Below are 26495 nucleotides of genomic sequence, written 5' to 3'. Positions count from 1 at the left end.
AAAATCGTAAATCGTACCTCGTACATCGTAAATCCTTACCCTTCCACCCTCCGGTTCCGAATTATTTTTGAGAGAATGGCGGGGAAGAATCGTTTGAGGTAAATGCCCCAGATTTCGCGTCCGCCGACGTAGATTTCTTCCCGGCCTGCCGCCACGGCTTTCAGTATGCGCCGGGCACATTCGTCGGCGGGCATGCCCTGTTCCTGCGCCCTGTCTGATTTTCCGTAAACTTCGCCGCTGGCACTGAGTGCACTGCTGGAAATAGGCGTACGGATATAGCCGGGGCAAACTATCGTCACGCGAAGTCCTTCGTTGGCTACCTCGGCACGGAGAGAGTCAAAAAAGCCGTGCAGGGCGTGTTTTGAGGCACAATAACCCGACCGCTGCTTCACACCGATCTTACCTGCCACGCTGCTGGTGACCACAAAATGGCCGCTTTTTTGCGTCAACAGTTGGGGTAAAACGGCCTGCGTAAGCGCTACGGCTCCGAAGAAATTGACATCCATCAATCGTCGATATACCACCGGGTCGGTGTCCTGCACCAGGCTCCGCTGGGTGATGCCCGCATTTTGAAACACATAATCAACGCGCCCAAAACGAGCCAGTACCGTCTGGACTTTTTCGGCCAGATCAGCCGCGTCCGTCACGTCGAGAGGTAGTACCAGCACGGCATCGGCGGGTAATCCGGTAGCTTTCGCCACGCGCTGAAGCTCAGTTTCGCGCCGCGCCGAGAGCACCAGACGGGCGCCCTGCCGGGCCAATTCCACCGCCAGCGCCTCGCCAATGCCCGACGAAGCACCCGTGATCCAGGCTGTTTTTTGATTGAACATGATCTGATTTACGACTTACGATTGACGAATTACGATTTTTGCTGACGCTAGAATTTGCTCTACAGCAGGTTGATGCGTCAGCAAAAATCGTAATTCGTCAATCGTAAGTCGTAAATCATCTCCTCCATTCGCCGGGGTTTTGCCGCCAGGCAGATAGTGAGGCCAGCGCATCGGCGGGGATATAGTTGAGGGTTTGGGCTTCCTGAACGAGGATATCGTAGTTGCTCAGGCAGGCTAGTTTTACGTCAGCATTGGCGAAATTCTCGTCGGCGAGGGCGAACCCGTAGGTGAAAATGGCGATCATGCCGACCACGTCGGCACCCGCCTGACGCAGCGCTTCAACCACTTTCAGCGAACTGCCCCCCGTCGAAATCAGGTCTTCCACGACCACTACTTTCGGCGGTAAACCCGACGCATCAGCCTCTAGCCGACCTTCGATCTGGTTACCCATCCCATGCTTTTTCGGCTCCGGGCGCACGTAACAGTAGGGGAGATTCAGTTCGTCGGCGATGAGTGCCCCCTGCGGAATGCCCGCCGTAGCCACACCTGCGATGACTTGTGCCTCTGGAAACTGGGTGCGTACTACGTCGGCAAGGGCGTGCTTGATGTATGTACGTACCTCCGGGAAGGCCAGCGTTACGCGGTTGTCGCAATAGATGGGCGATTTCCAGCCCGAACTCCAGGTAAACGGATCGGCGGGACGGAGGCGGACAGCCTGCACGGCAAGCAGGTGACGGGCAACGGTTTGAGCAACAGTAGACACAGGTAGCTGGCTGATTTAATTTGGGTGCAATATTAGACCTTGGACGTTGGATATTAGAGGCTGGATGTTGCAGAAGCAAATGGTAATGGTCAATAGTCAGCATCCCTTTCCCAAACACCCATGAAAACCCTTCTCTTCCTTTTCCTCTCGCTGCCCCTGTTGGCCCAGACTAAAACCAATAAAGGGCAGGTAGTACGGCTCGATCCGCGTTTTGATAAATTAATACCTAAAGATGCCGCGCCTGAAGTGCTGGCCACGGGTTTCGAGTGGGCCGAAGGGCCTGTCTGGGTGAAAGCGAAGGGTGGTGAACCGGGCTACCTGCTTTTTTCCGACGTACCCAAAAACACCGTTTTCCGCTGGACCGAAGCCGATGGCTGCAAACCCTTCCTGATGCCGTCGGGCTATACCGGGCGGGGTACCTATAGCGATGAACCCGGCAGCAATGGCCTTACCATCGACGCTCAGGGACGGCTGATCAGTTGTGAACACGGCGACCGTCGCGTTTCGGCCATGCCGCTGAATGGGGTGGGGGGCAAAATTACCCTCGCCGACCGCTACCAGGGCAAACGCTTCAACAGCCCCAATGATGTGGTGCAACATGCCAACGGCAGCTATTACTTTACTGATCCGCCCTATGGCCTCGCTAAAAAAGAAGCCGATCCGGGCCGCGAAACGCCCTTGTTTGGTGTGTATCGCCTCGACCCGACGGGTGCGGTATCCTTGGTGGTGCGCGACCTGACGCGGCCCAACGGCATTGCCTTCTCGCCCGATCAAAAAACGATGTACGTGGGGCAGTCAGACGAACACCGACCCGTCATTATGGCTTATCCCGTTCTGAAAGATGGTTCGGTAGGGGCGGGGCGGCTGGTCTATGATGTGTCGCCACTCTGGAAGCTGGGTTTAAAAGGCGCCCCCGACGGCCTAAAAGTAGATCAGCAGGGCAACATCTGGTCGAGTGGTCCGGGTGGCGTTATTGTGCTGGCCGTTGATCCGAAAACGAGCGCGGGTACGTTGCTGGGCCGCATCGAAACAGGCGAAGCCACCGCCAACTGCGGCTGGGGCGACGACGGTAGCATGCTCTATATCACCGCTGATGCCTATTTGTTGCGTATCAAAACAACGGCGAAGGGGGCGGGTTGGTAGCAGGTGGTTTTTCTCCATAAAACACCATAAATACATCGAATAAACCGGTCGCAACTTGGCTACTTCCGCTGTAAATTTGTGATAGTTGCCTAGGTAGTGAACCCGGCAGCTAACGTAGCTTGACATCAGGAGGGTTGTTCCATGTTAGAGAACAGGAAGTTTATCATTATTGGGGTGTTTTGTCTGGTGGGTTTGCTCTACGCCGCCCGCCTGTTTTACCTGCAAATTCTGGACGACAGCTACTCGCTGGAATCGTCGAGTAACTCGATCAAACGGGTGATCGAAGTGCCTTACCGTGGGCAGATTTATGACCGAAGCGGTAAGCTAATGGTTTATAATACACCGGTTTACGACTTGTATGTAACGCCCAAGCGGGTGAAGATTCCGGATACGCTGGCTTTCTGCCGGATGATGGACCTGAGCCTGTCGGAGTTCGACAGCATCATGAGCATCGCCAAGGCCTATTCGCCCGTGAAGCCGTCGGTGTTTTTGCGGCAGCTTTCCAAAGAAGACTATGCCCGAATTCAGGACGCCCTGGTCGATTACCGGGGGTTCGAGCCGGTGATGAGCTCCATGCGTACGTACCCATCGCATACCATGGCCAACGCCCTGGGATACGTCTCGGAGATTAGCAAGAAGAAGCTCGAAAACCAGGAAACACCCTACTACCGGCAGGGCGATTACATTGGGCACAATGGCCTGGAAGAAGCTTACGAGGTAGAACTGCGCGGACGGCGGGGCATCAAATACATGATGCAAAACGTACGGGGCGTTGATAAGGGGTCGTTTAAAAATGGTGAGTTCGACACCGCCGCCGTGGCCGGGAAGAACCTGTACACAAGTATCGACGTCGATGTGCAGCGCTACGCCGACAGCCTGATGCAGAACAAAGTAGGTGCCATTATTGCCATTGACCCTGGCACCGGCGAGATCCTGACGTCGGTATCGGCCCCCACCTACGACCCCAACCTGTTGTCGTCGCGTTTATTTTCTAAAAACTACCGTAAACTGATTGCCAACCCCTATAAGCCGCTGATCAACAGGCCTATAATGGCTAGTTATCGGCCGGGTTCAACGTTCAAACTGATTCAGGCCCTCATTGCCCAGCAGCAGGGAACGCTGTTTTCAAACACCTACTACGGCCATGCAGGCTCACCCATGCGGTGTCACTGCCGGGGTGGAAACAACCTGCGCGGGGCTGTGCAAAACTCGTGCAACCCTTATTTCTACCAGGTGTTTCGCAAGTACATCTACCATAACGGTAACCCCAACACGTTCAGGGCATCGGCCATTGGCTTGCAGGAATGGCACGATCATGTAATCAAATTCGGCATCGGCGAAAAGCTGGGCGTCGATCTGCCCAGTGAACTGCGGGGCAACCTGCCCACCGTGGGTTTTTATGATCGCGCTTACATGCACCATGGCGAGTCACGCTGGAAATTCTCTAATATCTACTCGCTGAGCATCGGTGAGGGCGAACTGCTGATCAGCCCCCTCAAACTGGCCAATCTGGCCGCCATCATTGCTAATCGGGGCTGGTACATTGCGCCGCACTATGTTAAGGGCATCGGCAAACTGGGCGAGGGCATTCCGGAGAAATACAGGGAGAAACACTATACTGACATCGACCCGCAGTATTACATTCCAGTGATCGAGGGCATGCGCATGGCTGTGGCGGCGGGTACGGTGAAAAAAGAGGCCGACATCAGCGGCATTGAGCTTTGTGGGAAAACGGGCACCTCGCAGAACGCCCGGTTTGGTCACGACCATGACCACTCGATCTTCATCGGTTTTGCGCCGATGAACAATCCAAAGATTGCGATTGCCGTTTTCGTGGAAAACGCAGGTTGGGGTGGCGTAGCTGCCGCATCGGCTGCGGCACTGGTAGCAGAACGGTACCTGAAGCGGAAGACCGAAGCCACCAAACTCAGTGAATGGCTGATGAAGCAGAACTACATGCCGCCCCTGTCGATGCTGCCCCAGCCACGCGTAGCCGTTCCGGCCGCTAAAAAGCCCGCCGATACCACGACCAAAAAAGTCCTCCCTAATGATTCCCTCCGTCGCCTCAGGCCAATGCTGACCCTGGCGCGGAAGGAGATAGCTGGCAGTGGGCAGTAGGCAGTGGCTTACGCCGGATTAGTACGCTGGCGTCAGTCACTGCCCACTGCTGCTTACCCACTGCTCACCTCTACAAAATGGCCCGTAACGCTGAAATATCCCGCAATATTGATACCCTGACGGTGGTGCTGTACCTGGGCTGTGTGCTCATGGGCTGGCTCAACGTCTATGCCGCTGTCTATAGCCCCGAAGAGCAAACCCACCTCTTCGACATGAGCACCAACGCCGGGAAGCAACTGATGTGGATCGGTACGTCAGTGTTGCTCATTATCTGCGTGCTGGTGATCGACTATAAATTCTACGACACCTTCGCCTTTGTGTTCTATCTCTTCATGATTGGGATGCTGCTGCTGGTGATGGTATTTGGCTCAAACATCAACGGATCGCGCTCCTGGTTCAAATTCGGGGGTTTTTCGCTGCAACCGGCCGAGTTCGCCAAGCTGGCCACAAGCCTGGCCCTGGCCAAATACCTTGATCAGCCGGGCATTAACCTGACCAAACAGAAAGACCTACTCTGGATTGGCGGCATCATTGGCCTGCCCGCCCTGCTTATTATTCTCTCGAACGAAACCGGCTCTACGCTCGTGTTTGCCTCGTTTGTGATCATGCTCTACCGCGAAGGTCTGCCCGGCTGGATTCCGCTGACGGGCATCACCCTGGCCGCCCTGCTGATTTTGGCCCTGATCGTGCCGTTTAAATTTCTCTTTTTAGGCATTGCCGTGTTGTGCGGCATCGTAATCCTGCTCCTGCCGCGCTACAACCGCAACGTACGCAACATAATTGGCATTGGCCTTATTGGCGGGGCCATGATGCTGACGGCTACGGGCGTCGACTTCTTCGTGAACAAGGTGCTGCAACCCCACCAGCGCAACCGCATTAAAGTACTCATCGACCCCAACGTCGACCCGCTGGGCGTGGGCTGGAACGTGACGCAGGCCAAAATAGCCATCGGGTCGGGCCGCCTCGACGGCAAGGGTTTCCTGGAAGGCACCCAAACCAAGTTTGATTTTGTGCCTGAACAAAGCACCGATTTCATCTTCTGCACCATCGGCGAAGAGCACGGCTTCATTGGCAGTATGGTAGTGATAATGCTGTTTATGGCCCTGCTCAGCCGCATCGTGATCCTGGCCGAAAAGCAGCGCAGCAAGTTTGCCCGCGTGTATGGCTACTGCGTGGCGGGCATCATCTTCTTCCACGTGATGGTCAACATCGGCATGACCATCGGCCTAATGCCCGTCATCGGCATTCCCTTGCCCTTCTTCAGCTACGGCGGCTCGTCGCTCTGGTCCTTCACGCTGCTCCTCTTCATCTTCCTCAAACTGGACTCCAGAAGGACGAATTCCCTTTTTAATTAAAGTGAATGTAAGTGGATATGCTATCTGTTGTAGTCAAGGAATTGATAGCCCCTTCTTTGTACAATTGAATCAGAAGTATTGCTATTTACCCAGTCAGTACGGATAGCATATTGATCAATCACCAATCTTTCGATTTCTTTATATTTGTAAGTAATTTGCGCGTCCAAAATTTCAACGTCATCATCATCACTAAACATCTTTATCATCATATCTCTTTTTTCGAGTAACTTTTCAACAGCTTCAAATAGTGGAGATACTTCAGGGTTTAACAAAGTGTATAGCTTACGACGAATTTTTGAATGCATCTCGTCACTATAATAGTCTAATAACGCCGCTCTATTGCTAAAAATAATCGTAAAAGAATAATTATAAGCTTTGGAGATTCTCAATTTACCACCGGTGCGTCCATCTGTGACCTCCCATGGTAGATCTGCCTTACTTCGGAAGTACGTATTTATAATTTTATAGTATTTTTTATTTGTGTCTAGAATATTTTGAAAGTCAAGTAGAATTTTCTCAAATTCGATCTTGATCTCGACTGAATTTGGTACCTTAAAGTATATAGAATGAATTATATCTCTGACATTTGTACTTTGTTTGAACAAAGCTGTCAGAGCATTAGAAAAAGCATTTGGATCATCATATAACTTGTCTTCCCATCTAATAATACCTAGTTCTTCCAATTCTTTCTCCTTCTTCTGTAAATCAGAAATAAATTGTGTTCTAGACTCATATATAGGGTCTGAAAAATCTATATGCTTAATATTCATCTGACCATTTGAAAGAATAGCCTCGTGGACTAGTAATTCATCCATATGGTCTTGTTCATAAATTAGAATGCCGAAATCTTGATCTTTGATACTTAAAATTTGACCATTATCGCCATAAAACCATTTATTCATTAAAATCTCATATTTCGAATAAGAACAAACTAAGACCCCCCCCTTCTCTTTATTTCTTCCATATTCATTATAATTCGCTTGTAAAACGTTTTTATAATGATTTACCTCTCTCGGTTCAGCAAAGACAAATAGCCTTACTATCTCTCTACCCTCTCCGTTCTGGGCTTTTAAATAAGACTTTTTTATAGGATTTGGGGTATTAGTGTCTGTCCAAAAAGTTGACACTCCAATGAGGCTCACAGCGAATATTCTGTTGGCTGACTCAAAGTAAGGTTTGGCCGTCTCTAAAAAATTTTGTTCGTAACTTACATTTAATGAAAAAGAATCTTTGATTACGCTTTCCATTTCGTTCACAGTCCTCTCTAACCTTTTTTCGAAATATCCAGTAGTGTACTTTCGTAGATACTCCCTTTTACCTTCACTTTCGACAATGTCTCCAATTTTCCTTATCTTATCTAAAGCTTTTAGTTGCCAATGATTTCTAAACTGCATTATAGAATTACAAACTTCAAAAGCTCTTTGATCAAAAGTGTTAGAATCAAATTCGTACCTCAAGTCGCCTTTTATAAAAAAAGGAATGTCTTTTTCATCTATTTCATCGTCGTTCTTAAATAAACAGTATAGTGTCTTTCTTCTTTCATGAGCTCTTGTGAATTCATCTCTAGTATTATTAGATTTAAGCCAGTTTTTTGTAATTATTGCAATTGCAATGTGCGACTTATTTAGTAACTTAGATATAGTTCCATAAAGATCTGACGGATTGTCAGAAATTACGTTGTCGTATTTCGCCTCTATTACGTCAACAAAAGGTTTTTTCTCAAAAAATGAAAGCAAATTATTTCTAAGTTGTATATCTTTATGATTGTAGCTAATGAAAACTTTTGTCTTCTCAGTCACTAATTTGCTATTGGTTTTCATCGTTCGCAGAAAATTTGATTTCAGAGTTAAAATTTACCTGTTGTTTTTTTTTTCTTCATGGTTAACAATAATCTGTCTCCATTGAAGATTTTCTTTTAGAATAATAGATTCTATTTTATCGACAAATAGTTGATAACTTCCTTGATTAGAATACTGTCTTGAAGAACTAAGAAATAAAAATTTTTCGTTATTTATGATTTCTGATGTTGATCTATACTGTTTCCATTTTTCGTTTGGTCTCAGTATAGAAGACAGGCTTGCAAAAATAGATATGGCGCCGCCGCAAACAGCAATGATTATGTCATTATATTTAATAACTGTTAGAATAGGAATTGAAACCGCGAGGAAAATTTCTGATATCTTAAAAAAGAAGTGCAGTTTTTTGTTTAATGAAGCATTTTGGTTATACCATGCTATTTGAGTTTCTACTCTGCTAGTAATGTAATCTTCTGTTGTCATGAGGTTGATGCAAAAAATAGAATTCATAGAGATTATACTTTGATTATATCCAGAGGCAAAAGTTGATTGAAGAAAGCCTCGAAATTCACTGGGTAGCGATTAAAGCATACTCTTCATAACATTTAGGAAGTAATATCAAAGCAAAGCATTTGTGACTGAAATTTAAAACAGCATTTTATCAATTGATTAAGCGTATGTTTTAATAATGATATAATGTCTTTAAAATGTATATGAATATGTTACATCTCGCCTTCCACACCCAGCCCGAAGAGGGCGAAGTCGTAGCGGACGGGGTCGGTGGGGTCGAATTGGCGGAGGACATTGGTGAGGGTTACAGCGGCTTTCCAGTCGGTTTTTGGGGTTTCGTCGGCTTTCAGGGGCAGGATACCCAGCTTGGCGGCTACCCGACCCACATGTACGTCGATGGGGATCACGAGCTGGTCGGGGCGGATGCGCCGCCAGAGACCAAAATCAACGCCTTTATCGTCGCGGCGGACCATCCAGCGGAGAAACATGTTCAGCCGTTTGCAGCCCGAATTGCGGGCGGGCGTGGCAATGTGTTTGCGGGTGCGTTCGGGAAAAAACAGGCCTTTCTCACCCGTAGTGTCACAAAACCGGTCGTGAAACGCAATCAGGTGGGGTTCTGTGGTGGGGCTGTCGGTGCCGCCATCGTCGGGGATAAACGCATCTTCCAGCGATTCGTGGTGGGCGTAATATTGCTTCAGGTAATGCAGGAAATAAAGCGTGTCCGTAGTGTTGAAGGTGCGGTGTTTGAACGTCAGAAACCGCTTTAGGTCGCTGTCTTCGTGATACCGGATAAAATCATAGGGGCGGCCTTCCATGAGTTGTACCAGTTCATTGGCCTTCTGCAAAATCACGGGCCGCTGCCCCCAGGCCAGTACCGCTGCCCAGAATCCCATGATCTCGATGTCCTGCAAGTGCGTAAACTGATGCGGAATGCTGATGGGATCGCGCTCAATAAAGGAAGGCCGATTATAGAAATCGGCCTTCACATTGAGCAACAATTTTACCTGTTCTAGTTGGGGCATTTTGAAGAGTTTAACGTCTAAAGTTTAACGTTGCTTCGCGTTCTGGGCCCTTCGACAGGCTCAGGGTGACAGGCCAATAAGAAAGTATCCTACAATGATTCAATGTCGTTGTCACCCTGAGCTTGTCGAAGGGCCCAGAACGCGAAGCCTAGAACGCGAAGCCACCTTGAACTTTAGACGTTAAACTCCCTTCACTTGCTCCGCCCGCCGCTGGCAAGCCATGCACCTGCGCGCGACACACCCGACATAACAGCCAGGACTGAGGAGATAACAAATGTGAAGACGGCAATGAACGGGTAGGCCAGCACAAACATGACGTTGAATGCTTTAAACCCAGGCGTCGCCCGCATTTTCTCGTCCCGCTCCCGATGCCGACGGGCAACTCGCTCTTCTTTGGATTCCATAGCTTTTGTAGTTCAAGGTTTAATGGCTAAGGGTCAACGTTGGCTTACGCAGGCCCGGCTCCCTTCTGGCATAACCTCTGCGTAAGCCAACGTTGACCCTTAGCCATTAAACCTTGAACTGCCTTTTATTTCGTATAACTCACTTCGGCTCGAAAACGCTGACCATTGGGTGAAAGTTTCTCGAAAGCGCGGGCCGAAAGGCGGATAATCACCTGGTCATTGATGCCCGTATCGGGAAGCTTGCCGATCACTTTTACGTACAGACTCTGGTTGTTGATGTCGTTGCGTACCTGTACCAGCGTACCCACGGGTGCCGACCGGTGGAGGGCCAAGTATTTGGTATTCGGCTCATTACCTTCAATCACATCGGCAAAACCAACGTCGGAATGCACCCGTCCCGACCGAGCTACAGTGGGCTCAGGGTCGGCGGTGGGCCGGGCGGGGCGGGGCGATTCAGCCTTGGGTGATTCGCGCTTGACGGGCTCCGCCGTGGTGGTAGGTTCTTCTTTTTTAGGCTCTGCGGCTGGTTTCGCGGTGGTGGCCGGCTTGCTTTTCGGCTTTGATCCGGGAGTCAATGGCGGCTCAGGCGTCACAATGGGTTTGGCTTCCAGACGGGTAGGCGCAGGCTCGTCGGCCGGGGTTGTGTTGCGGGCCGACGCCGACTCGCCACCTGGTTTCGCCTTTGTCGAGACAGGTTTAGCTTCGGCCGGTTTGGCGGCGGTTGACGAACCCGTACCTGCTTTGGTGGCGGCACTGGCGTTGACAATCAACGATTGGCCCACCTGAATACCGTCGGCCCCAAGGTGGTTCCACTCCCGTAGTTCGGCCATGGTCACGCCATAACGCACGGCAAGGCTGTAGAGCGTTTGACCACTCTGAACTATATGAACGCCTTCGTTTTCTTTCACCGTCATGCGCTCCTCGCGCCGGTCAGTGCGCCGTTGCGCTTTTGCGTCGGCTTTGTCGGCGGCTTCAGAGTCGGCAATGATCTTCTCCGTGTCTTTGGCGGCTTTAGCTTTCTCTTTCTCGTCTTTCCGAATGGCTTTCTCTACGTCTTTCTGCTCACGGCGCGACAGTTTTACGTCAGAAACCGGTACGCGCAGCAGTTGATCATACCGCACCCCCCCGTCGCTAAGGTCGGGGTTAGCCGTTTTTATGTCGTTGACATTGACCCCGTAGCGGCGGGCAACACCATAAAGCGTTTGCCCCTGATCCACGCGATGAAGGACGTATTTTCGGCCGTCCCTACGTTCAACGCCCACAGAGTCAATGGGATAGGTAGTTGCAAAAACGGCGGTGGCGCCAACGGCAAGCTGGCAAGTGAGCAGGAGGAGAGAAAGGCGTGCGTGTGTGGCTACATTCATGGGTGCTTTTCCGCCGGGAATCGGTGTCGAAGCCTCCGGCGGCTATTTGTAAAACTAAGTAAAAAGCGGGCATCTTTGCCAAAAAACGCCTGTATGCACCTTCTTGGTATAATTCCCGCCCGGTATGCCTCTACCCGCTTTCCGGCAAAAGCCCTGGCCGACATTGGTGGAAAAAGCATGATTCAGCGGGTGGTGGAGCAGGCCCGGCAGGCCCAGTCGCTCAGCCGCGTGGTGGTTGCCACCGACGATGACCGCATTCATGATCATGTTATGGCCTTCGGTGGCGAAGTGGTGATGACTAGCCCGCATCATCAAAGCGGCACCGACCGTTGCCAGGACGCGCTGCAACAGCTGGGCGGCTCATATGCGTATGTGGTGAACATCCAGGGCGACGAGCCGTTTATTCAACCGGCTCAGATTGACCGGCTTACGGCGGTGCTGGACGGGCGCGTCGAACTGGCCACGCTCATCAAGCGCATTACCGATGCGGCCATACTGCAGAACCCTAATTCCCCTAAGGTGGTAATCAGCGCACTTGGCGAAGCCCTGTATTTCAGCCGTCAGGCCATTCCTTACCAGCGCGATCAGCCTGTGGCTAACTGGCTCGATCACCAGCCCTACTACAAACACATTGGTCTGTATGCCTACCGAACCGACGTGCTGGCCCAAATCACACAGCTGCCTCCGTCGACACTGGAACGGGCTGAGGCGCTGGAGCAGTTGCGATGGCTCGAAAACGGCTTCCGCATTCGTACGGTAGAGACCGACCTGGAGACCATCGGCATCGACACGCCTGACGATCTGAGCAGGGCACTGGCTCAACTAGACCGGGTCTGAAACAAACATGCATACCGGAGGTTGAGTATGTTTGTGATTAGTTAAATGACTAATAATCAACAGTTAATCTACCAATCTACTATGCGTCTATTGTCTATCGCTGTGGTTGCCGTGTTCCTTTTGAGCCGGTGCCAATCGCCGGAAGTGGGGAGTCAAACTGGTTCAACCCAATCGGCAAGGGTAGGGGCACCGGGCACGCTGCTGGCTCAGTATCCCAACGGTATTCCGGCTCTGAAAAAGGGTATCAACCTCAGCAGCTGGTTTGGGTCGGGGGCCAGTCCGTCGCAGTTTACCACCCGGTTTACCAGCACCGCCTTCGGCCAGATCAAAGCACAGGGTTTTCTGCACGTACGCATACCCATCGGCCCTAACCAACTTTTCCAGGAAGCTACCCCCGGCATATTGAATCCTGCTACGCAGGCGGCGCTGAATACGGGCGTAAACGGCCTGTTGGCGGCTGGGCTAGCGGTTATTATTGACCCCATCCACGCGTCAGGCGACAGTGATTTCGAGCAGAAACTGGCCAATGACCCCACGTTTTTACCCAAAGCCCAAGCCTACTGGCGAGCGGTAGCGGCCAATTTCTCTGGCAAGCCTAACACGCAGGTATTTTTCGAGGTCATGAATGAGCCCCACATGGCCAGTACTAACCCGGCCTGGTATAGAACCGCGCAGGATAGTCTGATTTCGGCTATCCGGTCGGTCACGCCTAACCACGTAATCATAGCTACTGCGCCCGACTGGAGTTCAATGGACGCCCTACTGACGGTGACGCCCACGGACAAAAATGTGCTCTGGAATTTTCATTACTATTCGCCCATGGTGTTCACCCATCAGGGGGCGAATTGGATCACACCGACGTTTGGCTACATCAAAAATCTGCCCTATCCCTCAACACCCACCAACGTGCAGTCGGCGGCGAACGCCGCGGGCGATGCCACGGCCAAACAATGGATACTCTACTACGGCACCGAAAACTGGAACGCCGCCAAAATCATGACCGACGTAGGGCGCATCAACACCTGGGCCACCAACAACGGTGTGCTGGTGTCGTGCAACGAGTTTGGCGTCTACAAAACGTACGTAAGCAACACGCCCCGCTGTGCTTATTTAGGCGACGTGCGCAAAGCGCTTGAAGCCTATCAGATTGCCTGGACCATGTGGGAATACGACGAAGGCTTCGGCTATATCTCCTACAAAAATGCCAACAACCGTACCGGCGTGCAGATTAACACCACGCTGAAAACGGCGCTGGGACTCTGAATGGATAATGTAAATGGGCTGACGCGAACATGCTCCTGCGTCAGCCCATTTACATTATCCATTCAGAGCCCCGCCTGTACGCAGGATGTGGATGTTTGGGTAAAAGCCTGCAGCCTGATTGGTCAGGCACCCAAAGCCATTTTTGGCAAAGGCCAACATCAGAACTTTTCAGGACGGGTCAGTAAACAGCTTTAGATTCCACTCACTGTACCAATGAAGTTCCATCTTGCCATTCTGAGTAATGGTAATGGGCAGGAATACATATATCCCGCGATTCATGCCCGTTGGACCGGTAATGGTTCTGAACCACGAATGGGCCGGTGGGTTTGTTGCTGATGGCAACGCCCAGTTCAGCAATGGCGTATCGGTTGCCATCATAGTGAAACCACATCACATACTGACGCCTCGCAGCATCATAAATCACTTTAGGGCGTTCAACCGTCTCAATTATACCTTTTGTCAGGAATACACCCTCGTTTTTTCAATTTGTAGAGATCCTTCGACGAGTAACACGATGCGCCCCTGGGCTCTCCCCGGTGTTCACCGTACCAGTAAAACGTTTTCAGCGAATCAACGTAAAGGATATTGCCCCATGACAGTCGATGGGAAGGCCATCATCCGCGAGCCAAACGGCACCAGGTTTAAAGGCCGTGTACGGCGTTGGTTTCTGAGCGAAAGCGGTCAAACCGACTATAAATACACACCAGCCAACCAGCAGGGTTTTAGCAGGCAGCCTTCTACCAAAACAGGCATTTCTCGTTTTCATTTCGTCAAACGCTATCAGGCACGTAACAGGCCTTACTTCTTCTGGTTAGACAGGAAGGTGAGCAACGAGGCAAACTCTTCATACGACAAGGCGTTTACCAGACCCGTGGGCATCATAGAGGTGTCCAATTCCTTACGGGATAAAATATCTGTTGCTTTTATGGTGTATACCTGGCCCGTTACGTCCCGCATCACCACTTTGTTGGCCGTTTCTTCCGTTACAAAGCCAGTATAGCTTTTGTTGCCTTTTGCGGTAATCATAACCGTACTGAATCCCTGCGAGATAGACGCATTAGGCTTCAGGATCGACTCGGCAATCTGTTCACGGTTCATAATCGACCCAATTTGCCCCATGTAAGGACCTTTCATGGTTTCATTGCGGCTCAAGCTGTGGCAGCTAATGCAGCCCTGTTGGGCAAACAGGACTTTCCCAACCTGGGCATCGCCCTTTAGTCGAGCCATCGCCAGCATGACATCTTCAATAGATGCCTCACCCACCTGTCCCTTTTTATTCCTGATCTTTTCCAGATCCACTTTGGGTTCTTCTTTCGCAACCACCACCGAGTCCTGACCAAATTCGGCGATTTCCATCCGGTGCCGGCTGTTCAAGTCGGTGAAGAATTTCTTGTCCGATGACGTAGTCCATTCGGCCATCAGAAAGTCATGGATGGCGGGCGACGACGCCCAGGTAACCGCTTTGTAGTACGGGCCATGCGTGTCGGGCCGGGTGCTCCACCACCAGGAACCATCATAGTCTGCTTCCTTTTTGTAGAGCCGGGACAGGGTAACGAGAATCTGGTTTTTCAGGGCTGTATCGTTTGTCTTTTTGTAAGCGGCTATCAGCCCATCTACGGCTTTTGGGTCGTGCATGTAGCGTAACACCCACAGGGCCAGTGTATTGCTTGACGTGCCAATGGCCTGCACACAGGCATCGACTGCGTTGAGACTAACGAGCGCCCGCATGGCTAAGTGGGCCGGGATGATAGCGGGGTTCGGCGTAGCGTGTGGGCCTTCGGTACCGAGTGCGGGGGCCGCAAACGAAGCGGGCACCCCCACCTGCAACAGCGCCGGAGCAGCCTCCGGGCGACCTAACCGGCCCAACCCAATGATAGACGCCGTCTTCACCCGCACCGACGGGTCGTTGAGTCCCTGCATAAGCGGCTCGATGGGTACCTGAGCAAGCAGCGACTTCCGGTCGGCCAGGGCGCGGAGGGCATACTCCCGCATGGCCGGTTCCGTGCTTAGTGTAACGAGATCGGCGATACCATTGGCCCCGGCCGCCTGGGCGTAGGTGTACATTCCCGCAACCCGGTTCGCTACCGGCAGTTTAGTGTCGGCAGCAATTCTCCAGGCCGCTTTTGCAGCGTCGGTGGCGGGGCGGGTCAGCATTTCCTGCTGGGCGGCCAGGCGAGCCACGCCACTACCCGACTTGAGCAGTTCGGCCAGTTTCCTGACAGAACGTTTAGAGAGGGGTGAGAAGGGTTTGTACGACCAGTTTTTGGGTACCATCCGCACCACAAACCCTTTGTTCGGATTACCAGAATAGCCCGCCCCGTCCCAGGCCGACAGGTACGCCCGGCCCGACGCATCGATGTCGACGTCGGTAATCTGCGCCAGTTTCACAAACTCCTCTTCTTTCTGGGTAAAGCTGGGGCCATCTGCCGTTACCCGGTGGATGTAAAGCTGACTCCGGCCCCAGTCGGCCATCATGGGCACCTGGTTGTATCTGGCAGGCCAGGTGTCATCATCCAGAAACAGAGAACCCGTACCCGAACCGCCCCCTACATCGACTAACGCCGGCAGGATCTCATCGGTAAAGTGCTTGAACAGAACGGGGTACCCGTATTCGCCCGACTGAATCTGGTTGCTGAACCGGATATTCCAGCCCCCACCGTCGTTCGTATTTCCCCGCGTAAACATATTCATGAAGGGGTCGATGGCTACGTCGTAAATGTTACGCATGCCGTGCGTATAAACTTCCATGCCGGTGCCGTCGGGGCGAACCCGCACGATGCCACCACCCAGCATCGTCAGTTTCGTGCCCGACCGGTCAACGGCATTGTGAAACCCAAAGTCACCAACGGCAATGTAAATCCAGCCATCGATACCCATCCGGATACCGTTGGTGGCGTGGTCTGTTCCCCGGCTTTTCAAAAAAACCGGATTGCTAATGTGTTCGATGAGCGGCCGGGATGGGCCATCAGCCACACCGTCGTCGTTTTTATCGTCGAAAACCACCAGGTCCATACCCGTTGCCAGCCCCGTTTCTTTAGAGAAGATGGTGTGTAACACAAAAAGCTGATTGCCCACCGGCAAAAGGCCGCGCGGATTGTCAACTACGGCATAGCTGGTACTCTTGTCTACCTTGCCATCGTTGTTGACGTCTACGAGCCTGACAATGCGCCCGTTACCCGGCTTTTTACCCAGTGAGCCAATCATATCTACCCCCACAAAAACTTCGCCGGTTGGGGCAACAGCCAGACAGGCGGGACTCGGCACCAGATCGGCACTGGCAAAATTGGTGATGGTGAATTCGGCTGGCCAGTTGCTGGCGTTGCGGAGCGAATCGGCCTGGCTTAGTACCGGGTAGCTGGCTGCTTTTTCCGCGCTGTTTTGTTCTGTACTGTTCCAAATGCCGATCAGCAGAATGAACAGGAGAGCTAACTGAGATTTCATCGCGTTGGTTGTTAGATCAAATCAGTAGTTGAGGCGTGTTAAACGCCGTAGGGTACCCGTTAATGGGAAGTATATTTATGGGGTTCGCTACCCATGCTCCAGAAGAAAACAGGCACGGTTTTCAGTCCGTCAAAAATCAGCCGATACGCGCAATGATGACTAGAACGCTGGCCGGAAAAACCTCGCCGGCTGCCTACGTATAGGACAAAGCGAAGGGGGCAAAAACGCCGACTACCCACCGGTCTATTACGTCTCCATCTGTGGCTCCAACGCCAGCACAACAGGGCCCGGCGCTTCTTCGCCAAAGCCCGAGGCGGCTACTGTTGGATTACCGATCAGCAGATCATGAAGGTTGAGCGTCGTCTTCACGACAAAGGACCCGTAAGGTTTCCGCCGTGTCTTGATTATATAGTCTATATTTTAGAGTCAAAAACTTTCCCCTGCTCCACTGTCTGCATGATGCTGGCGGGGAGTTGTTCGGTGATAGGGCCATGGAGGGCTTCGTGGACGATGGCCGCTTTGCGGGCACCGGAGGCCATCAGAACGACGTCGCGGGCCTCGGTGAGGTGTTGCAGGCCGAGGGTGATGCCCTGCGAAAGAGGCGTGGGTTTTGTGAAGTATTTCTGTCCGACATCAATAGTGGACTGGGCGAGCTGCACCACGTGACAACGAAGCGTGAACGGCGTTCCTGGCTCGTTGAGGGCGATATGGCCGTTCATGCCAATGCCCACCAGCAGCAAATCGAGCTTGCCAAAATCGGCAATGGCCGCATCGACGCGGGCGCATTCAGCCTGCAGGTCAGCGGCTTTGGCGTCGAAGTACGTAATCTGTTCGGGGCGGATGCTGGCGGGCGTAAACAGGTCGCGGTAAACCAGGTAGCCGCAACTGCCTTCGTCGGTGGGGCCGAAACCGACCCACTCATCGAGGCCAATAAACCGGCACTGACTCAGGTCGAGCTGACCCGCCTGAACCATTGCGGCCAGGATACGGAAGGTTTCGCTGGGCGTGTCGCCGGAGGCAAGACAGAGCACGGCGTCTGGTTTCTGGCGAACGAGATCGGCAATGTAGTCGGCGGTGTGGTGGGAGAGGGCCGCGTGGTCGGGGAAGGTACGTTGTTGCATACTGGACAAAGGCAATGAGGTTTCGGGCCTACGCTGCTTTGCTGTTACAGACAACCAATTTTCCGACATGACCAAGTTTAGCAGTACCAAGTCAACGTTTGTTCTGGGCATTTTTGCCGCCCTGCTTTGTAGCCTAAGCCAACTATACGCCGCCGCCCCCAGGCGTGAATATTATCAGCTTAAAGTATACCACCTCAAAGACAACAGCCAGCGCGACCGGCTGGATGCTTACCTGAAAGATGCGTATTTGCCCGCGCTGCACCGGGCGGGTATCAGTAAAATAGGTGTTTTCAAGCCCGCCGAAGCCGACTCACTGGTGTACGTGCTGATTCCATTCAAATCGGTTGATCAGTTTGCGGGCCTGAATGAGACGCTGGCGAAAGACAAGCAATACGCCACTGCCGGGCAGGATTACCTCAACGCCGCTTTCGACAAGCCCGCCTATAAAGGTTTTGAATCGGTACTGATGGAGGCCTTCGCCGGTATGCCCAGCCTGATTGCCCCTAAACTGACCGGTACTCCCGCCGAGCGCATCTACGAACTGCGCCTCTACGAAGCCGCCACTGAAAAACTGCACGAAGCCAAAATAGCCCAGTTCAACAACGGCGAGCTGGATATTTTCAGCCGACTGGGTTTCAACACCATTTTTTGCGGACAGGTGAAAGCCGGGGCCAAACTGCCGAGCATGATGTACATGACTTCCTTCGCCAGCAAAGCCGACCGCGATGCCCACTGGAAATCGTTTAGCGCCGACCCCGCCTGGAAGTCCCTTAACGCCCTTCCCGAATACGCCCACAATTTCCTCCGCGCCGATATTTACCTGCTCCATCCAGCGGCGTATTCAGAGATTTAGTTGGGTACGTCATTTCCTTATAAAAAATGCCCTGGGTACGTACCCAGGGCATTTTTTGTGAACGCATTCTAAGCAAAATGAGGAGTGTAAATCGCTATACTGTACCGTACTAATTATGCTGTGGCATAGCCGGTATATTGACGGTACTCTTTGGGCTGAAAACCAATCACAATATCGGATTTTGGCACACCCTGAAGTTCCAAATCTTCAGCCACGTCAGCGTCGGTATTGTTCGCCATGATCCAAATCTTGCCATCGGGCTTGATATCGAAGTGAAAAATGACTGAATAACTGAAAAGCTTCTGGTTCCAGCCTGTTCCTATTAATACGTAATGATGTCCTTCTTCGTCTTTAATAACCTGATTGTCAACATCATGCATATTCATAGGTTGCGTCTTGGCGTAATCGTTCAGGATATTCAGAACGTACGATTGGTACTGCTCTATTTTTCCCATTGCTCAATAGTTTGTGTGTTTTCATTAAAGATAACCAAATGAATATTGGCCCGCTCACAAATCAGTTGAACACCTGGTACGTGAAACCGACGGTCATAAACCGACTTAGGCACAGCCAAAAATAGTACACGGTCCTGCTCTTGCTCATCCATCAACAGACGGTAATTTGTGTATTGCCCAACGGCATTGTGAAAATCGCGCATAAACGAAACACTCAGAAAGCTTTTTACTTCAACAGCTATCTTCTCTACATGGTCATTCTCAGTTTTTTCGGCAGCAATTACTCTTTCTGCACCCAGATCAATGTCAAGGTCTAAACCCAGCAGCCGAATAGGGTAGGGGTCGTGTGTAATTGTCCAGCCAGCTTGTTGAAGAGCTAGCCGAACCATATCGTGGAATACGTCTTTTGCCATGTCTAAAGTTAAGAGCAAATGGTAGTAGCTACAGTGCATCTTGGTCAGGAGCGCATTTTTGATAAGCTACCTTCGTGGATGGATTACTTTAAAAAGCTACAGGATCTACTACAACTAGAACGGGAAGAAGACCGCTACCAATACCAACAACTCACCCAGTCGAGCAGCGTTGCCGAGCGCAGGACCAATGGCCTGACCTGGTATCCTATTGCCATTCGTGGTTCCGAACTGGGGCTGGGCGATTACCTGACCGTCGAGGTGGAGCGGACTACCCATCAGGACCTTACCCATCAACTGCGGGGGGGCGTACCAGCGGTGCTGTTCAGTAATCACGACCCAAAAACAGATCGCGTAGAGGGCACCATCTCGTACCAAAACGGCAACCGGCTCAAGATTACGCTGCTGACCGACGAGCTGCCCGACTGGTCGCGCAACGGAAAACTGGGCATCGACATGCTATTCGATGATTCCAGCTACGACGAAATGCAGGCGGCCCTCAAACAGGCTAACGGGCTGGCCGATGCCGGTACGAATCGCCTGATCAACACCTTGATCGGGGCGGCATCGCCTACGTTTCTGCCCGATGGCCCGGATATAGTTATTCCCCGGCTGAACGATAGCCAACAACAGGCCGTTCGTAAAAGTCTGTCTGCCAACGAATTAGCTATTGTGCACGGCCCACCCGGCACGGGTAAGACCACCACGCTGGTGCAGCTTATTAAGGCACTGATTAGCCGTGACCACAAACAGATACTGGTGGTGGCACCCAGCAATGCGGCGGTCGATTTGCTGAGCGAAAAGCTGCACGACGAGGGGTTGAATGTACTGCGAGTGGGCAATCCAAGCCGTATTTCTGAACGCCTGACCGCGTTGACCCTGGACCACAAAATGGCGGAGCATAGCCAGATGAAGGAAGCCAGAAAGCTGAAGAAGCAGGCGGGTGAGTTCAAAAACATGGCCCACAAATACAAGCGAAGCTTTGGTAAAGCCGAGCGTGAGCAGCGCAAAGCCCTGTTCGACGAAGCGCACCGGATCATGAAGGACGTAGCCACCACCGAGCAATACATCATCGACGATCTGATGGGCAAGGCGCAGGTGATTACCGCCACGCTGGTGGGGGCCAATCACTACACCATCCGCAACCGCAATTACCATACGGTGGTCATTGATGAAGCCGGCCAGGCCCTTGAGCCTGCCTGCTGGGTACCTCTGCTAAAAGCTCAAAAAGTAATACTGGCGGGCGATCCTTACCAGCTTTCTCCCACGATCAAGTCGGCGGAGGCGGCCCGAAATGGATTAAGTACCACCCTGCTCGAAACGTGTATTGCGCTGTACCCCCAAGCCGTAACCCTGCTGGACGAACAGTACCGAATGCACGAACACATCATGGGTTACTCAGGCAGGGTATTCTACGGCAATCAGCTACGGGCACACGCGTCGGTAGCCCATCATGCGCTGTTTCCAGGCGACACTGCGTTAACGTTTATCGATACGGCGGGATGTGGCTTCGAGGAAAAGCTGGAGGGCACCAGTTCCACCAACCCGGAAGAAGCGGCGTTGGTCATCAGGCATTTAACGCAGACGGTTGCTCAGTTAGGCGAGTTCTATTCACCTGCCCATTTTCCGAGTATTGCCGTTATTTCACCGTACAAACAACAACTGGTTGTCCTGAATGAGCAACTAGACCACGCGCCGGATCTGCAACCGTATCGGTCGGCCATCTCGGTCAATACCATCGACAGTTTTCAGGGGCAGGAACGCGACATCGTCTATATCTCCATGACCCGCAGCAACGACAAGGCCGAGATTGGTTTTCTGTCAGACATTCGCCGGATGAACGTAGCCATGACCCGCGCCCGGAAAAAACTAGTCGTGATCGGCGATAGTGGCACGTTGGGAAGCCACCCGTTCTACGCCGATTTCATCACCTACGCCGAAGAGCTAAATGCCTACCAAAGTGCCTGGGAATGGATGTGAATTGTCTGGGTATGATTTAAAGTAGTGTATAACTGGCAATGCCCCCGATAGTCATTGGCTATCGGGGGCATTGTCAAACCTGTAAAGTCTCTAAAGACCTTTGGTCCTGTACGACTACGGTTTAAAGTTGCGGGATTGATGTATAACTCGTTGAATCAGAACTAAATCTGTATCTAACAACTCGTACATGATGCGGTAATTTCCTTCCAGTAGTTCGCGGTATTGAGACTTATTGATTTCAGGAATCATACGGCCCATCTCAGGGAAACTGGCTAGTTGGCCTGTTCGTTCGTAGGCGCGGCTAACGAACTGTTTAGCGTAGCTCACTGAAAAATCGCCAATGAACTCAGCTACTTCAGTGATTTCGTTTGCAGCACGGGCTGTCCAAATTACTTGAGCCACTTTTCGAGTCGTTTTCCTACCTCATCATGAGTGACAAACTGACCTGCTTCATACTGTTTCCGGCCTTCGTCAAAAATCTGAATGAGTATCAGGCGCTCTACGATATCATCAATAGTTACCTCGTCAGGTAAGGTATCGACCACTTTCTGTACGGCTTCTTTCGTCATGACTGATTCCAATTTAGTCAAATATAGCCAGTTTGACCGATAAAACGCCCGAACCACTTTGCGGCAATCCGGGCGTTTTACGGTAGCTTAAACCTCATAGGTTTCCAAAACCTATACTGTTTACTGCTTTATGCCTGCACCTGCATCTTGATCAAATTCAGAGCGGCACCAGCTTTGAACCACTCGATCTGGCCCTGGTTGTAGGTATGGTTTACCGGGAACTCATCGGTGCTGCCGTCGGCGTGGTGGAGCACCACGGTCAGGGGCTGACCGGGAGCGAAGGTGGTCAGGCCCTTAATGTCGATGCTGTCGTCTTCCTGCACCTTGTCGTAGTCGGCGGGGTTGGCGAAGGTGAGGGCCAGCATGCCCTGCTTTTTCAGGTTTGTTTCGTGGATACGGGCAAACGAACGCACCAAAATGGCCCGTACACCCAGGAAACGGGGTTCCATCGCTGCGTGTTCCCGTGATGAACCCTCGCCGTAGTTCTCGTCGCCCACCACAATCGAGCCAACGCCCGCGGCTTTGTAGGCCCGCTGCACGGCGGGTACTTCGCCGTATTCGCCGGTCAGCTGGTTCTTTACCGAGTTAGTCTTCTCGGTGTAGAAGTTCACCGCCCCGATGAGCATGTTGTTCGAGATATTGTCGAGGTGGCCGCGGTATTTCAGCCACGGACCGGCCATCGAAATATGGTCGGTGGTACACTTGCCTTTGGCTTTAATCAGCAGTTTCAGGCCGTTCAGGTCGGTTCCTTCCCAGGCTGGGAACGAGGCCAGCAGTTGCAGGCGATCCGACGTGGGCGACACCAGGATTTGCACACCCGAACCGTCTTCGGCGGGGGCCTGATACCCGGCGTCGTCAACGGCGTAGCCTTTTACGGGCTGCTCGATGCCCTGTGGTTCGTCGAATTTCACCTGCTCACCGGCTTCGTTGGTCAGCGTGTCGGTCATGGGGTTGAACGTCAGGTCGCCGGCGATGGCGAAGGCAGTCACGATTTCGGGCGAGGCCACGAAGGCGTGGGTGCTGGCGTTGCCGTCGTTGCGCTTGGCGAAGTTCCGGTTGAACGACGTGATGATCGAGTTTTTGCGGGTGGGGTCGTCCATATGCCGCGCCCACTGCCCAATGCAGGGACCGCAGGCGTTGGCCAGCACTACGCCGCCCATTTGCTCGAACGTGTTCAGGATACCGTCGCGCTCGGCGGTGAACCGTACCAGTTCCGAACCGGGCGTTACCGTAAATTCGGCTTTTACTTTCAGGTTTTTTGAGGCAGCCTGCGCGGCGATGGATGCCGACCGGGTCATGTCTTCGTAGCTGGAGTTAGTACATGAGCCAATCAAACCCACTTCCAGCTTCTCCGGCCAGTTGTTGTCGCGCACGGCCTTGGCGAAATTCGACAGGGGCCAGGCGAGGTCGGGCGTAAAGGGACCGTTTACGTGGGGTTCCAGCGTATTGAGGTCGATTTCAATTAGTTGGTCGTAGTACGTAGCGGGGTCGGCATACACTTCCTCGTCGGAACGGAGGTCGGCTTTGACACCGTCGGCCAGATCGGCAATTTCGGCGCGGCTGGTGGCGCGGAGGTAATTGGCCATCTTTTCGTCATACCCGAAAATCGACGTGGTGGCGCCAATTTCGGCTCCCATGTTGCAGATCGTGCCCTTGCCGGTAGCCGAGAGGCTTTCGGCACCGTCGCCGAAGTACTCCACGATGCAGCCCGTTCCGCCTTTCACGGTCAGGATACCCGCCACACGCAGGATCACGTCTTTGGCCGACGCCCAGCCGCTGAGCTTGCCGGTCAGTTTCACGCCAATAAGTTTGGGCATTTTCAGCTCCCAGGGCAGACCCGCCATCACGTCGCAGGCATCGGCACCCCCCACGCCAATGGCTACCATGCCGAGGCCACCCGCGTTGGGCGTGTGCGAGTCGGTGCCAATCATCATGCCACCGGGGAAGGCGTAGTTTTCGATCACCACCTGGTGAATGATCCCTGCGCCGGGCTTCCAGAAACCGATGCCATACTTATCGGATACAGAGGCCAGGAAGTCATAGACCTCTTTATTCTTGCTTTTGGCTGTCGACAGGTCATGGTCGGCCCCCGTTTCGGCCTGAATCAGGTGATCGCAGTGTACCGTCGAGGGTACGGCAACCTTCGGGCGACCCGCCTGCATGAACTGCAACAGGGCCATTTGAGCCGTGGCGTCCTGCATGGCTACGCGGTCAGGGGCGAAATCGACGTAGGCTTTGCCCCGCTCGAACGATTCGGTAGCCGAGCCGCCGGAGAGGTGTGTATATAAAATTTTCTCTGACAACGTCAGCGGGCGACCAACTACCTGCCGGGCGGCACGTACGCGTTCGCCGAGGTTCGCGTACACGCGCTGAATCATGTCTACATCAAAAGCCATTCTGCTAAAGTATTAACGGGTGAAAAAAAGGATTCGCTACAAAAACAACCCACCATCACGGGTGCTGGTTCACAGGCCCAAAATTAAGGAAGGGAAAGGAATGATGAATGATGAGTGATGAATGATGAATTTGCTGACGCATGTGGCTTCGCGCGCTCTCCGTTGTCGCTCGGCTCCAGCCGAGCGACCCATATCTAAGGGCCTCCGGCCCGTAGCTTGAACTTGAACGATGTAGGCCAACGTGTCTCAACGTTGCATTACGGGCCGGAGGCCCTTAGATATGGGTCACTCGGCTGGAGCCGAGCGACAACGGAGACTGTCACCCTGAGCTTGTCGGGGACGCCTAGTCGAAGGGCACGATGCGCGTAGCCTAGAGCGCGAAGCCACATGCGGCAGCCAATTCATCATTCATCACTCACCATTCATCATTCTTTTACAGGTTGCAACCTGTAGACGAAACCGGGCGATTCGACCGAGACGTAGAGGTAGCCGTCGGGGCCGGTTTCGATGTTGCGCACCCGGCCAATGTTTTTCAGCAACTGTTCCTGTTTCACCACCTTGTTGCCCTCCATCACGCAGCGGTTAAGGTACTGAAACCGCAGTGAACCCACCATCAGGTTGTTTTTCCAGGCGGGGTATTTTGTGCCGTCCACCGTGGCCATGCCCGACGGGGCGATAGACGGCAGCCAGTACGTAACGGGCTGTTCCATGCCCTCTTTGGCGGTCAGGTTCGTAATCGGCTTGCCGTCGTAGTTGATGCCGTAGCAGATGACGGGCCAGCCATAGTTCGCGCCTTTTTTAACCAGATTCAACTCGTCGCCGCCGCGTGGACCGTGCTCATTGGCCCAGATTTCGCCCGTAGCGGGGTTTTTGTACATGCCCTGCGGATTCCGGTGGCCGTAGGAATAGATCGTGGGCCGTGCGTTGGGTGTCTTCACGAAGGGATTGTCTTCGGGCACGCGACCATCGTCATACATCCGGTGGATCTTGCCCAGGTCGTTGGTCAGCGTCTGCGGATTTTCTTTTTCGTTGCCGCGCTCACCCACCGACACAAACAGGTAGCCTTTGTTGTCGAACACCAGCCGCGAACCGTAGTGGTGGCGCGTTTTGGAGTAGGGCATAGCCTCGAAAATGACCGTCTGATCGCTCAGCGTCGTGCCCGTCAGTTTGGCCCGCATCACCGCCGTGGTCGACAGTTTCTGGTTGCCTTCCATCTTACCCGCCGAATACGAGAAGTAAACAAGGCCGTTGTTGGCGAAATTGGGGTGGAGGGCCACGTCGAGCAGACCGCCCTGTCCTTCAAAAACCACCTCCGGCCCACCGGTAACCGCCGTTTTCTGGTGCATTTTGTCCACCCGGTAAATAGACCCGTTGCGGTCGGAGATCAGAAACTCGCCGCCGGGCAAAAACGCCATTCCCCAGGGCGACTCCATACCCGACGCGATAGTGTCGAGCTTAACGGTCTGACCCTCAGAGGTGAAGATGTTCGACGTAGGCTTACTGGCGAACTTGTACTGGTCGACGTTCTTGAGGCTCTCACCAATCAGGTCGGCCATGTCGCTAATCTCTTTGTCGGTCATGACGCCTTTCCAGGTGGGCATACCCAGGTCGGGGTAGCCGCCGGTGATGCTGGCTACGAGGTTCGCTTTTTCGGTACCGTGCTTCCATTTTCGGTCTACAAAAGCCTCTACTTTTTCGCCGTGGCACGAGGCGCAATACGTCTGATAATTGGTGCGGGCGGGCTTTTCAGCGGCCTTTTTTTCGACGAACGAACTGCTCAGCGCCGTGACAGCCGCGAAGGCAACGCCGATGGTATACTTGATCATTGGAATGCTGGTGAAGGTGAAAATTAACGTTCAGGTTGT

24 protein-coding genes are annotated in these 26495 nt (G+C 52.7%); 7 read left to right on the top strand and 17 right to left on the bottom strand.

Annotated features, from left to right (window positions below; all coding sequences use genetic code 11):
* Nucleotides 1–35: 35 nt before the first annotated feature.
* Together J2I47_RS05965 and pyrE are read right to left on the bottom strand one after the other, a co-directional pair.
* Nucleotides 36–830 (bottom strand): SDR family oxidoreductase, encoded by a 795-nt coding sequence (locus tag J2I47_RS05965; RefSeq protein WP_207363630.1) that lies wholly within the window; start codon nt 828–830, stop codon nt 36–38.
* A 115-nt stretch (nt 831–945) separates the two neighbouring features.
* Nucleotides 946–1593, bottom strand: a complete 648-nt coding sequence (pyrE, locus tag J2I47_RS05960; RefSeq protein ID WP_310587630.1) for an orotate phosphoribosyltransferase — start codon at nt 1591–1593, stop codon at nt 946–948.
* Nucleotides 1594–1713: 120 nt separating this feature from the next.
* Between pyrE and J2I47_RS05955 the strand changes: the two genes are divergently transcribed.
* From J2I47_RS05955 to rodA, 3 genes are all read left to right on the top strand, one after another.
* Nucleotides 1714–2736, top strand: a complete 1023-nt coding sequence (locus J2I47_RS05955) for an SMP-30/gluconolactonase/LRE family protein (RefSeq protein WP_207363629.1) — start codon at nt 1714–1716, stop codon at nt 2734–2736.
* A 141-nt stretch (nt 2737–2877) separates the two neighbouring features.
* Nucleotides 2878–4854, top strand: a complete 1977-nt coding sequence (locus tag J2I47_RS05950) for a peptidoglycan D,D-transpeptidase FtsI family protein (protein WP_207363628.1) — start codon at nt 2878–2880, stop codon at nt 4852–4854.
* Nucleotides 4855–4931: 77 nt separating this feature from the next.
* On the top strand, nt 4932–6209 hold the full coding sequence (gene rodA, locus J2I47_RS05945; RefSeq protein WP_207363627.1) for a rod shape-determining protein RodA: 1278 nt from the start codon (nt 4932–4934) through the stop codon (nt 6207–6209).
* 20 nt (nt 6210–6229) lie between these two features.
* Here rodA and J2I47_RS05940 read toward each other — a convergent pair whose 3' ends face one another.
* The 5 genes from J2I47_RS05940 to J2I47_RS05920 all read right to left on the bottom strand — a co-directional run bounded on the left by J2I47_RS05940 (nt 6230) and on the right by J2I47_RS05920 (nt 11305).
* Entirely contained in the window at nt 6230–8029 is a 1800-nt protein-coding gene (locus J2I47_RS05940) for a toll/interleukin-1 receptor domain-containing protein (RefSeq protein ID WP_207363626.1), read from the bottom strand.
* Nucleotides 8030–8062: 33 nt separating this feature from the next.
* Nucleotides 8063–8488, bottom strand: coding sequence for a DUF4231 domain-containing protein (locus J2I47_RS05935; RefSeq protein ID WP_207363625.1), 426 nt, complete (start codon nt 8486–8488; stop codon nt 8063–8065).
* Nucleotides 8489–8727: 239 nt separating this feature from the next.
* Nucleotides 8728–9537 carry a TIGR02757 family protein gene (locus tag J2I47_RS05930; RefSeq protein ID WP_207363624.1) on the bottom strand — a complete coding sequence of 270 codons (810 nt, stop codon included), beginning with the start codon at nt 9535–9537 and terminating at the stop codon, nt 8728–8730.
* Between the two features lie 191 nt (nt 9538–9728).
* A complete protein-coding gene (locus J2I47_RS05925) occupies nt 9729–9941 on the bottom strand; it encodes a hypothetical protein (RefSeq protein ID WP_207363623.1) in 213 nt (70 codons plus the stop codon).
* Nucleotides 9942–10066: 125 nt separating this feature from the next.
* The gene (locus J2I47_RS05920; RefSeq protein ID WP_207363622.1) at nt 10067–11305 is read right to left on the bottom strand and encodes a LysM peptidoglycan-binding domain-containing protein; all 1239 of its coding nucleotides are present in this window, start codon (nt 11303–11305) and stop codon (nt 10067–10069) included.
* 93 nt (nt 11306–11398) lie between these two features.
* On the opposite strand from J2I47_RS05920, the gene kdsB reads away from it, so the two are divergent.
* Nucleotides 11399–12142 (top strand): 3-deoxy-manno-octulosonate cytidylyltransferase, encoded by a 744-nt coding sequence (gene kdsB, locus J2I47_RS05915; RefSeq protein WP_207363621.1) that lies wholly within the window; start codon nt 11399–11401, stop codon nt 12140–12142.
* An 81-nt stretch (nt 12143–12223) separates the two neighbouring features.
* On the top strand, nt 12224–13405 hold the full coding sequence (locus tag J2I47_RS05910) for a glycoside hydrolase family 5 protein (RefSeq protein WP_207363620.1): 1182 nt from the start codon (nt 12224–12226) through the stop codon (nt 13403–13405).
* 168 nt (nt 13406–13573) lie between these two features.
* Here the strand turns inward: J2I47_RS05910 and J2I47_RS05905 are convergent, their stop codons facing one another.
* From J2I47_RS05905 to J2I47_RS05895, 4 genes are all read right to left on the bottom strand, one after another.
* Nucleotides 13574–13783: a hypothetical protein gene (locus J2I47_RS05905; protein ID WP_207363619.1), complete on the bottom strand. Its 210-nt coding sequence runs from the start codon at nt 13781–13783 to the stop codon at nt 13574–13576.
* A 420-nt stretch (nt 13784–14203) separates the two neighbouring features.
* Nucleotides 14204–16846 carry a DUF7133 domain-containing protein gene (locus J2I47_RS05900; protein ID WP_207363618.1) on the bottom strand — a complete coding sequence of 881 codons (2643 nt, stop codon included), beginning with the start codon at nt 16844–16846 and terminating at the stop codon, nt 14204–14206.
* Nucleotides 16847–17092: 246 nt separating this feature from the next.
* Nucleotides 17093–17215 (bottom strand): hypothetical protein, encoded by a 123-nt coding sequence (locus tag J2I47_RS26765; RefSeq protein WP_262899002.1) that lies wholly within the window; start codon nt 17213–17215, stop codon nt 17093–17095.
* A gap of 44 nt (nt 17216–17259) precedes the next feature.
* Entirely contained in the window at nt 17260–17967 is a 708-nt protein-coding gene (locus tag J2I47_RS05895) for a glucosamine-6-phosphate deaminase (RefSeq protein WP_207363617.1), read from the bottom strand.
* Between the two features lie 67 nt (nt 17968–18034).
* Here J2I47_RS05895 and J2I47_RS05890 point away from each other — a divergent pair, with 67 nt between their 5' ends.
* Entirely contained in the window at nt 18035–18820 is a 786-nt protein-coding gene (locus J2I47_RS05890; RefSeq protein WP_207363616.1) for an NIPSNAP family protein, read from the top strand.
* A gap of 113 nt (nt 18821–18933) precedes the next feature.
* On the opposite strand, the gene J2I47_RS05885 is transcribed toward J2I47_RS05890, so the two are convergent.
* The gene (locus tag J2I47_RS05885; RefSeq protein WP_207363615.1) at nt 18934–19275 is read right to left on the bottom strand and encodes a XisI protein; all 342 of its coding nucleotides are present in this window, start codon (nt 19273–19275) and stop codon (nt 18934–18936) included.
* Nucleotides 19263–19688, bottom strand: coding sequence for an element excision factor XisH family protein (locus tag J2I47_RS05880; protein WP_207363614.1), 426 nt, complete (start codon nt 19686–19688; stop codon nt 19263–19265). The genes J2I47_RS05885 and J2I47_RS05880 overlap by 13 nt, the downstream gene beginning before the upstream one ends.
* 78 nt (nt 19689–19766) lie before the next feature.
* Here J2I47_RS05880 and J2I47_RS05875 point away from each other — a divergent pair, with 78 nt between their 5' ends.
* Complete coding sequence (locus J2I47_RS05875; protein WP_207363817.1) at nt 19767–21665, top strand: AAA domain-containing protein; 1899 nt, start codon at nt 19767–19769, stop codon at nt 21663–21665.
* 114 nt (nt 21666–21779) lie between these two features.
* Here J2I47_RS05875 and J2I47_RS05870 read toward each other — a convergent pair whose 3' ends face one another.
* The 4 genes from J2I47_RS05870 to J2I47_RS05855 all read right to left on the bottom strand — a co-directional run bounded on the left by J2I47_RS05870 (nt 21780) and on the right by J2I47_RS05855 (nt 26456).
* Nucleotides 21780–22067, bottom strand: coding sequence for a type II toxin-antitoxin system RelE/ParE family toxin (locus J2I47_RS05870; protein WP_207363613.1), 288 nt, complete (start codon nt 22065–22067; stop codon nt 21780–21782).
* Nucleotides 22055–22234 (bottom strand): hypothetical protein, encoded by a 180-nt coding sequence (locus J2I47_RS05865; RefSeq protein ID WP_207363612.1) that lies wholly within the window; start codon nt 22232–22234, stop codon nt 22055–22057. Before J2I47_RS05865 ends, J2I47_RS05870 begins: the two co-directional genes overlap by 13 nt.
* A 128-nt stretch (nt 22235–22362) precedes the next feature.
* On the bottom strand, nt 22363–24630 hold the full coding sequence (locus tag J2I47_RS05860; RefSeq protein ID WP_207363611.1) for an aconitate hydratase: 2268 nt from the start codon (nt 24628–24630) through the stop codon (nt 22363–22365).
* Between the two features lie 425 nt (nt 24631–25055).
* A complete protein-coding gene (locus J2I47_RS05855) occupies nt 25056–26456 on the bottom strand; it encodes a PQQ-dependent sugar dehydrogenase (RefSeq protein ID WP_207363610.1) in 1401 nt (466 codons plus the stop codon).
* Nucleotides 26457–26495: the final 39 nt, after the last annotated feature.

Source organism: Fibrella rubiginis, from assembly GCF_017353185.1.
Classification (GTDB): Bacteria; Bacteroidota; Bacteroidia; order Cytophagales; family Spirosomataceae; genus Fibrella; species Fibrella rubiginis.
Note: the sequence above shows the minus strand (reverse complement) of the source record. Positions and strands in the feature narration are given on the sequence as shown.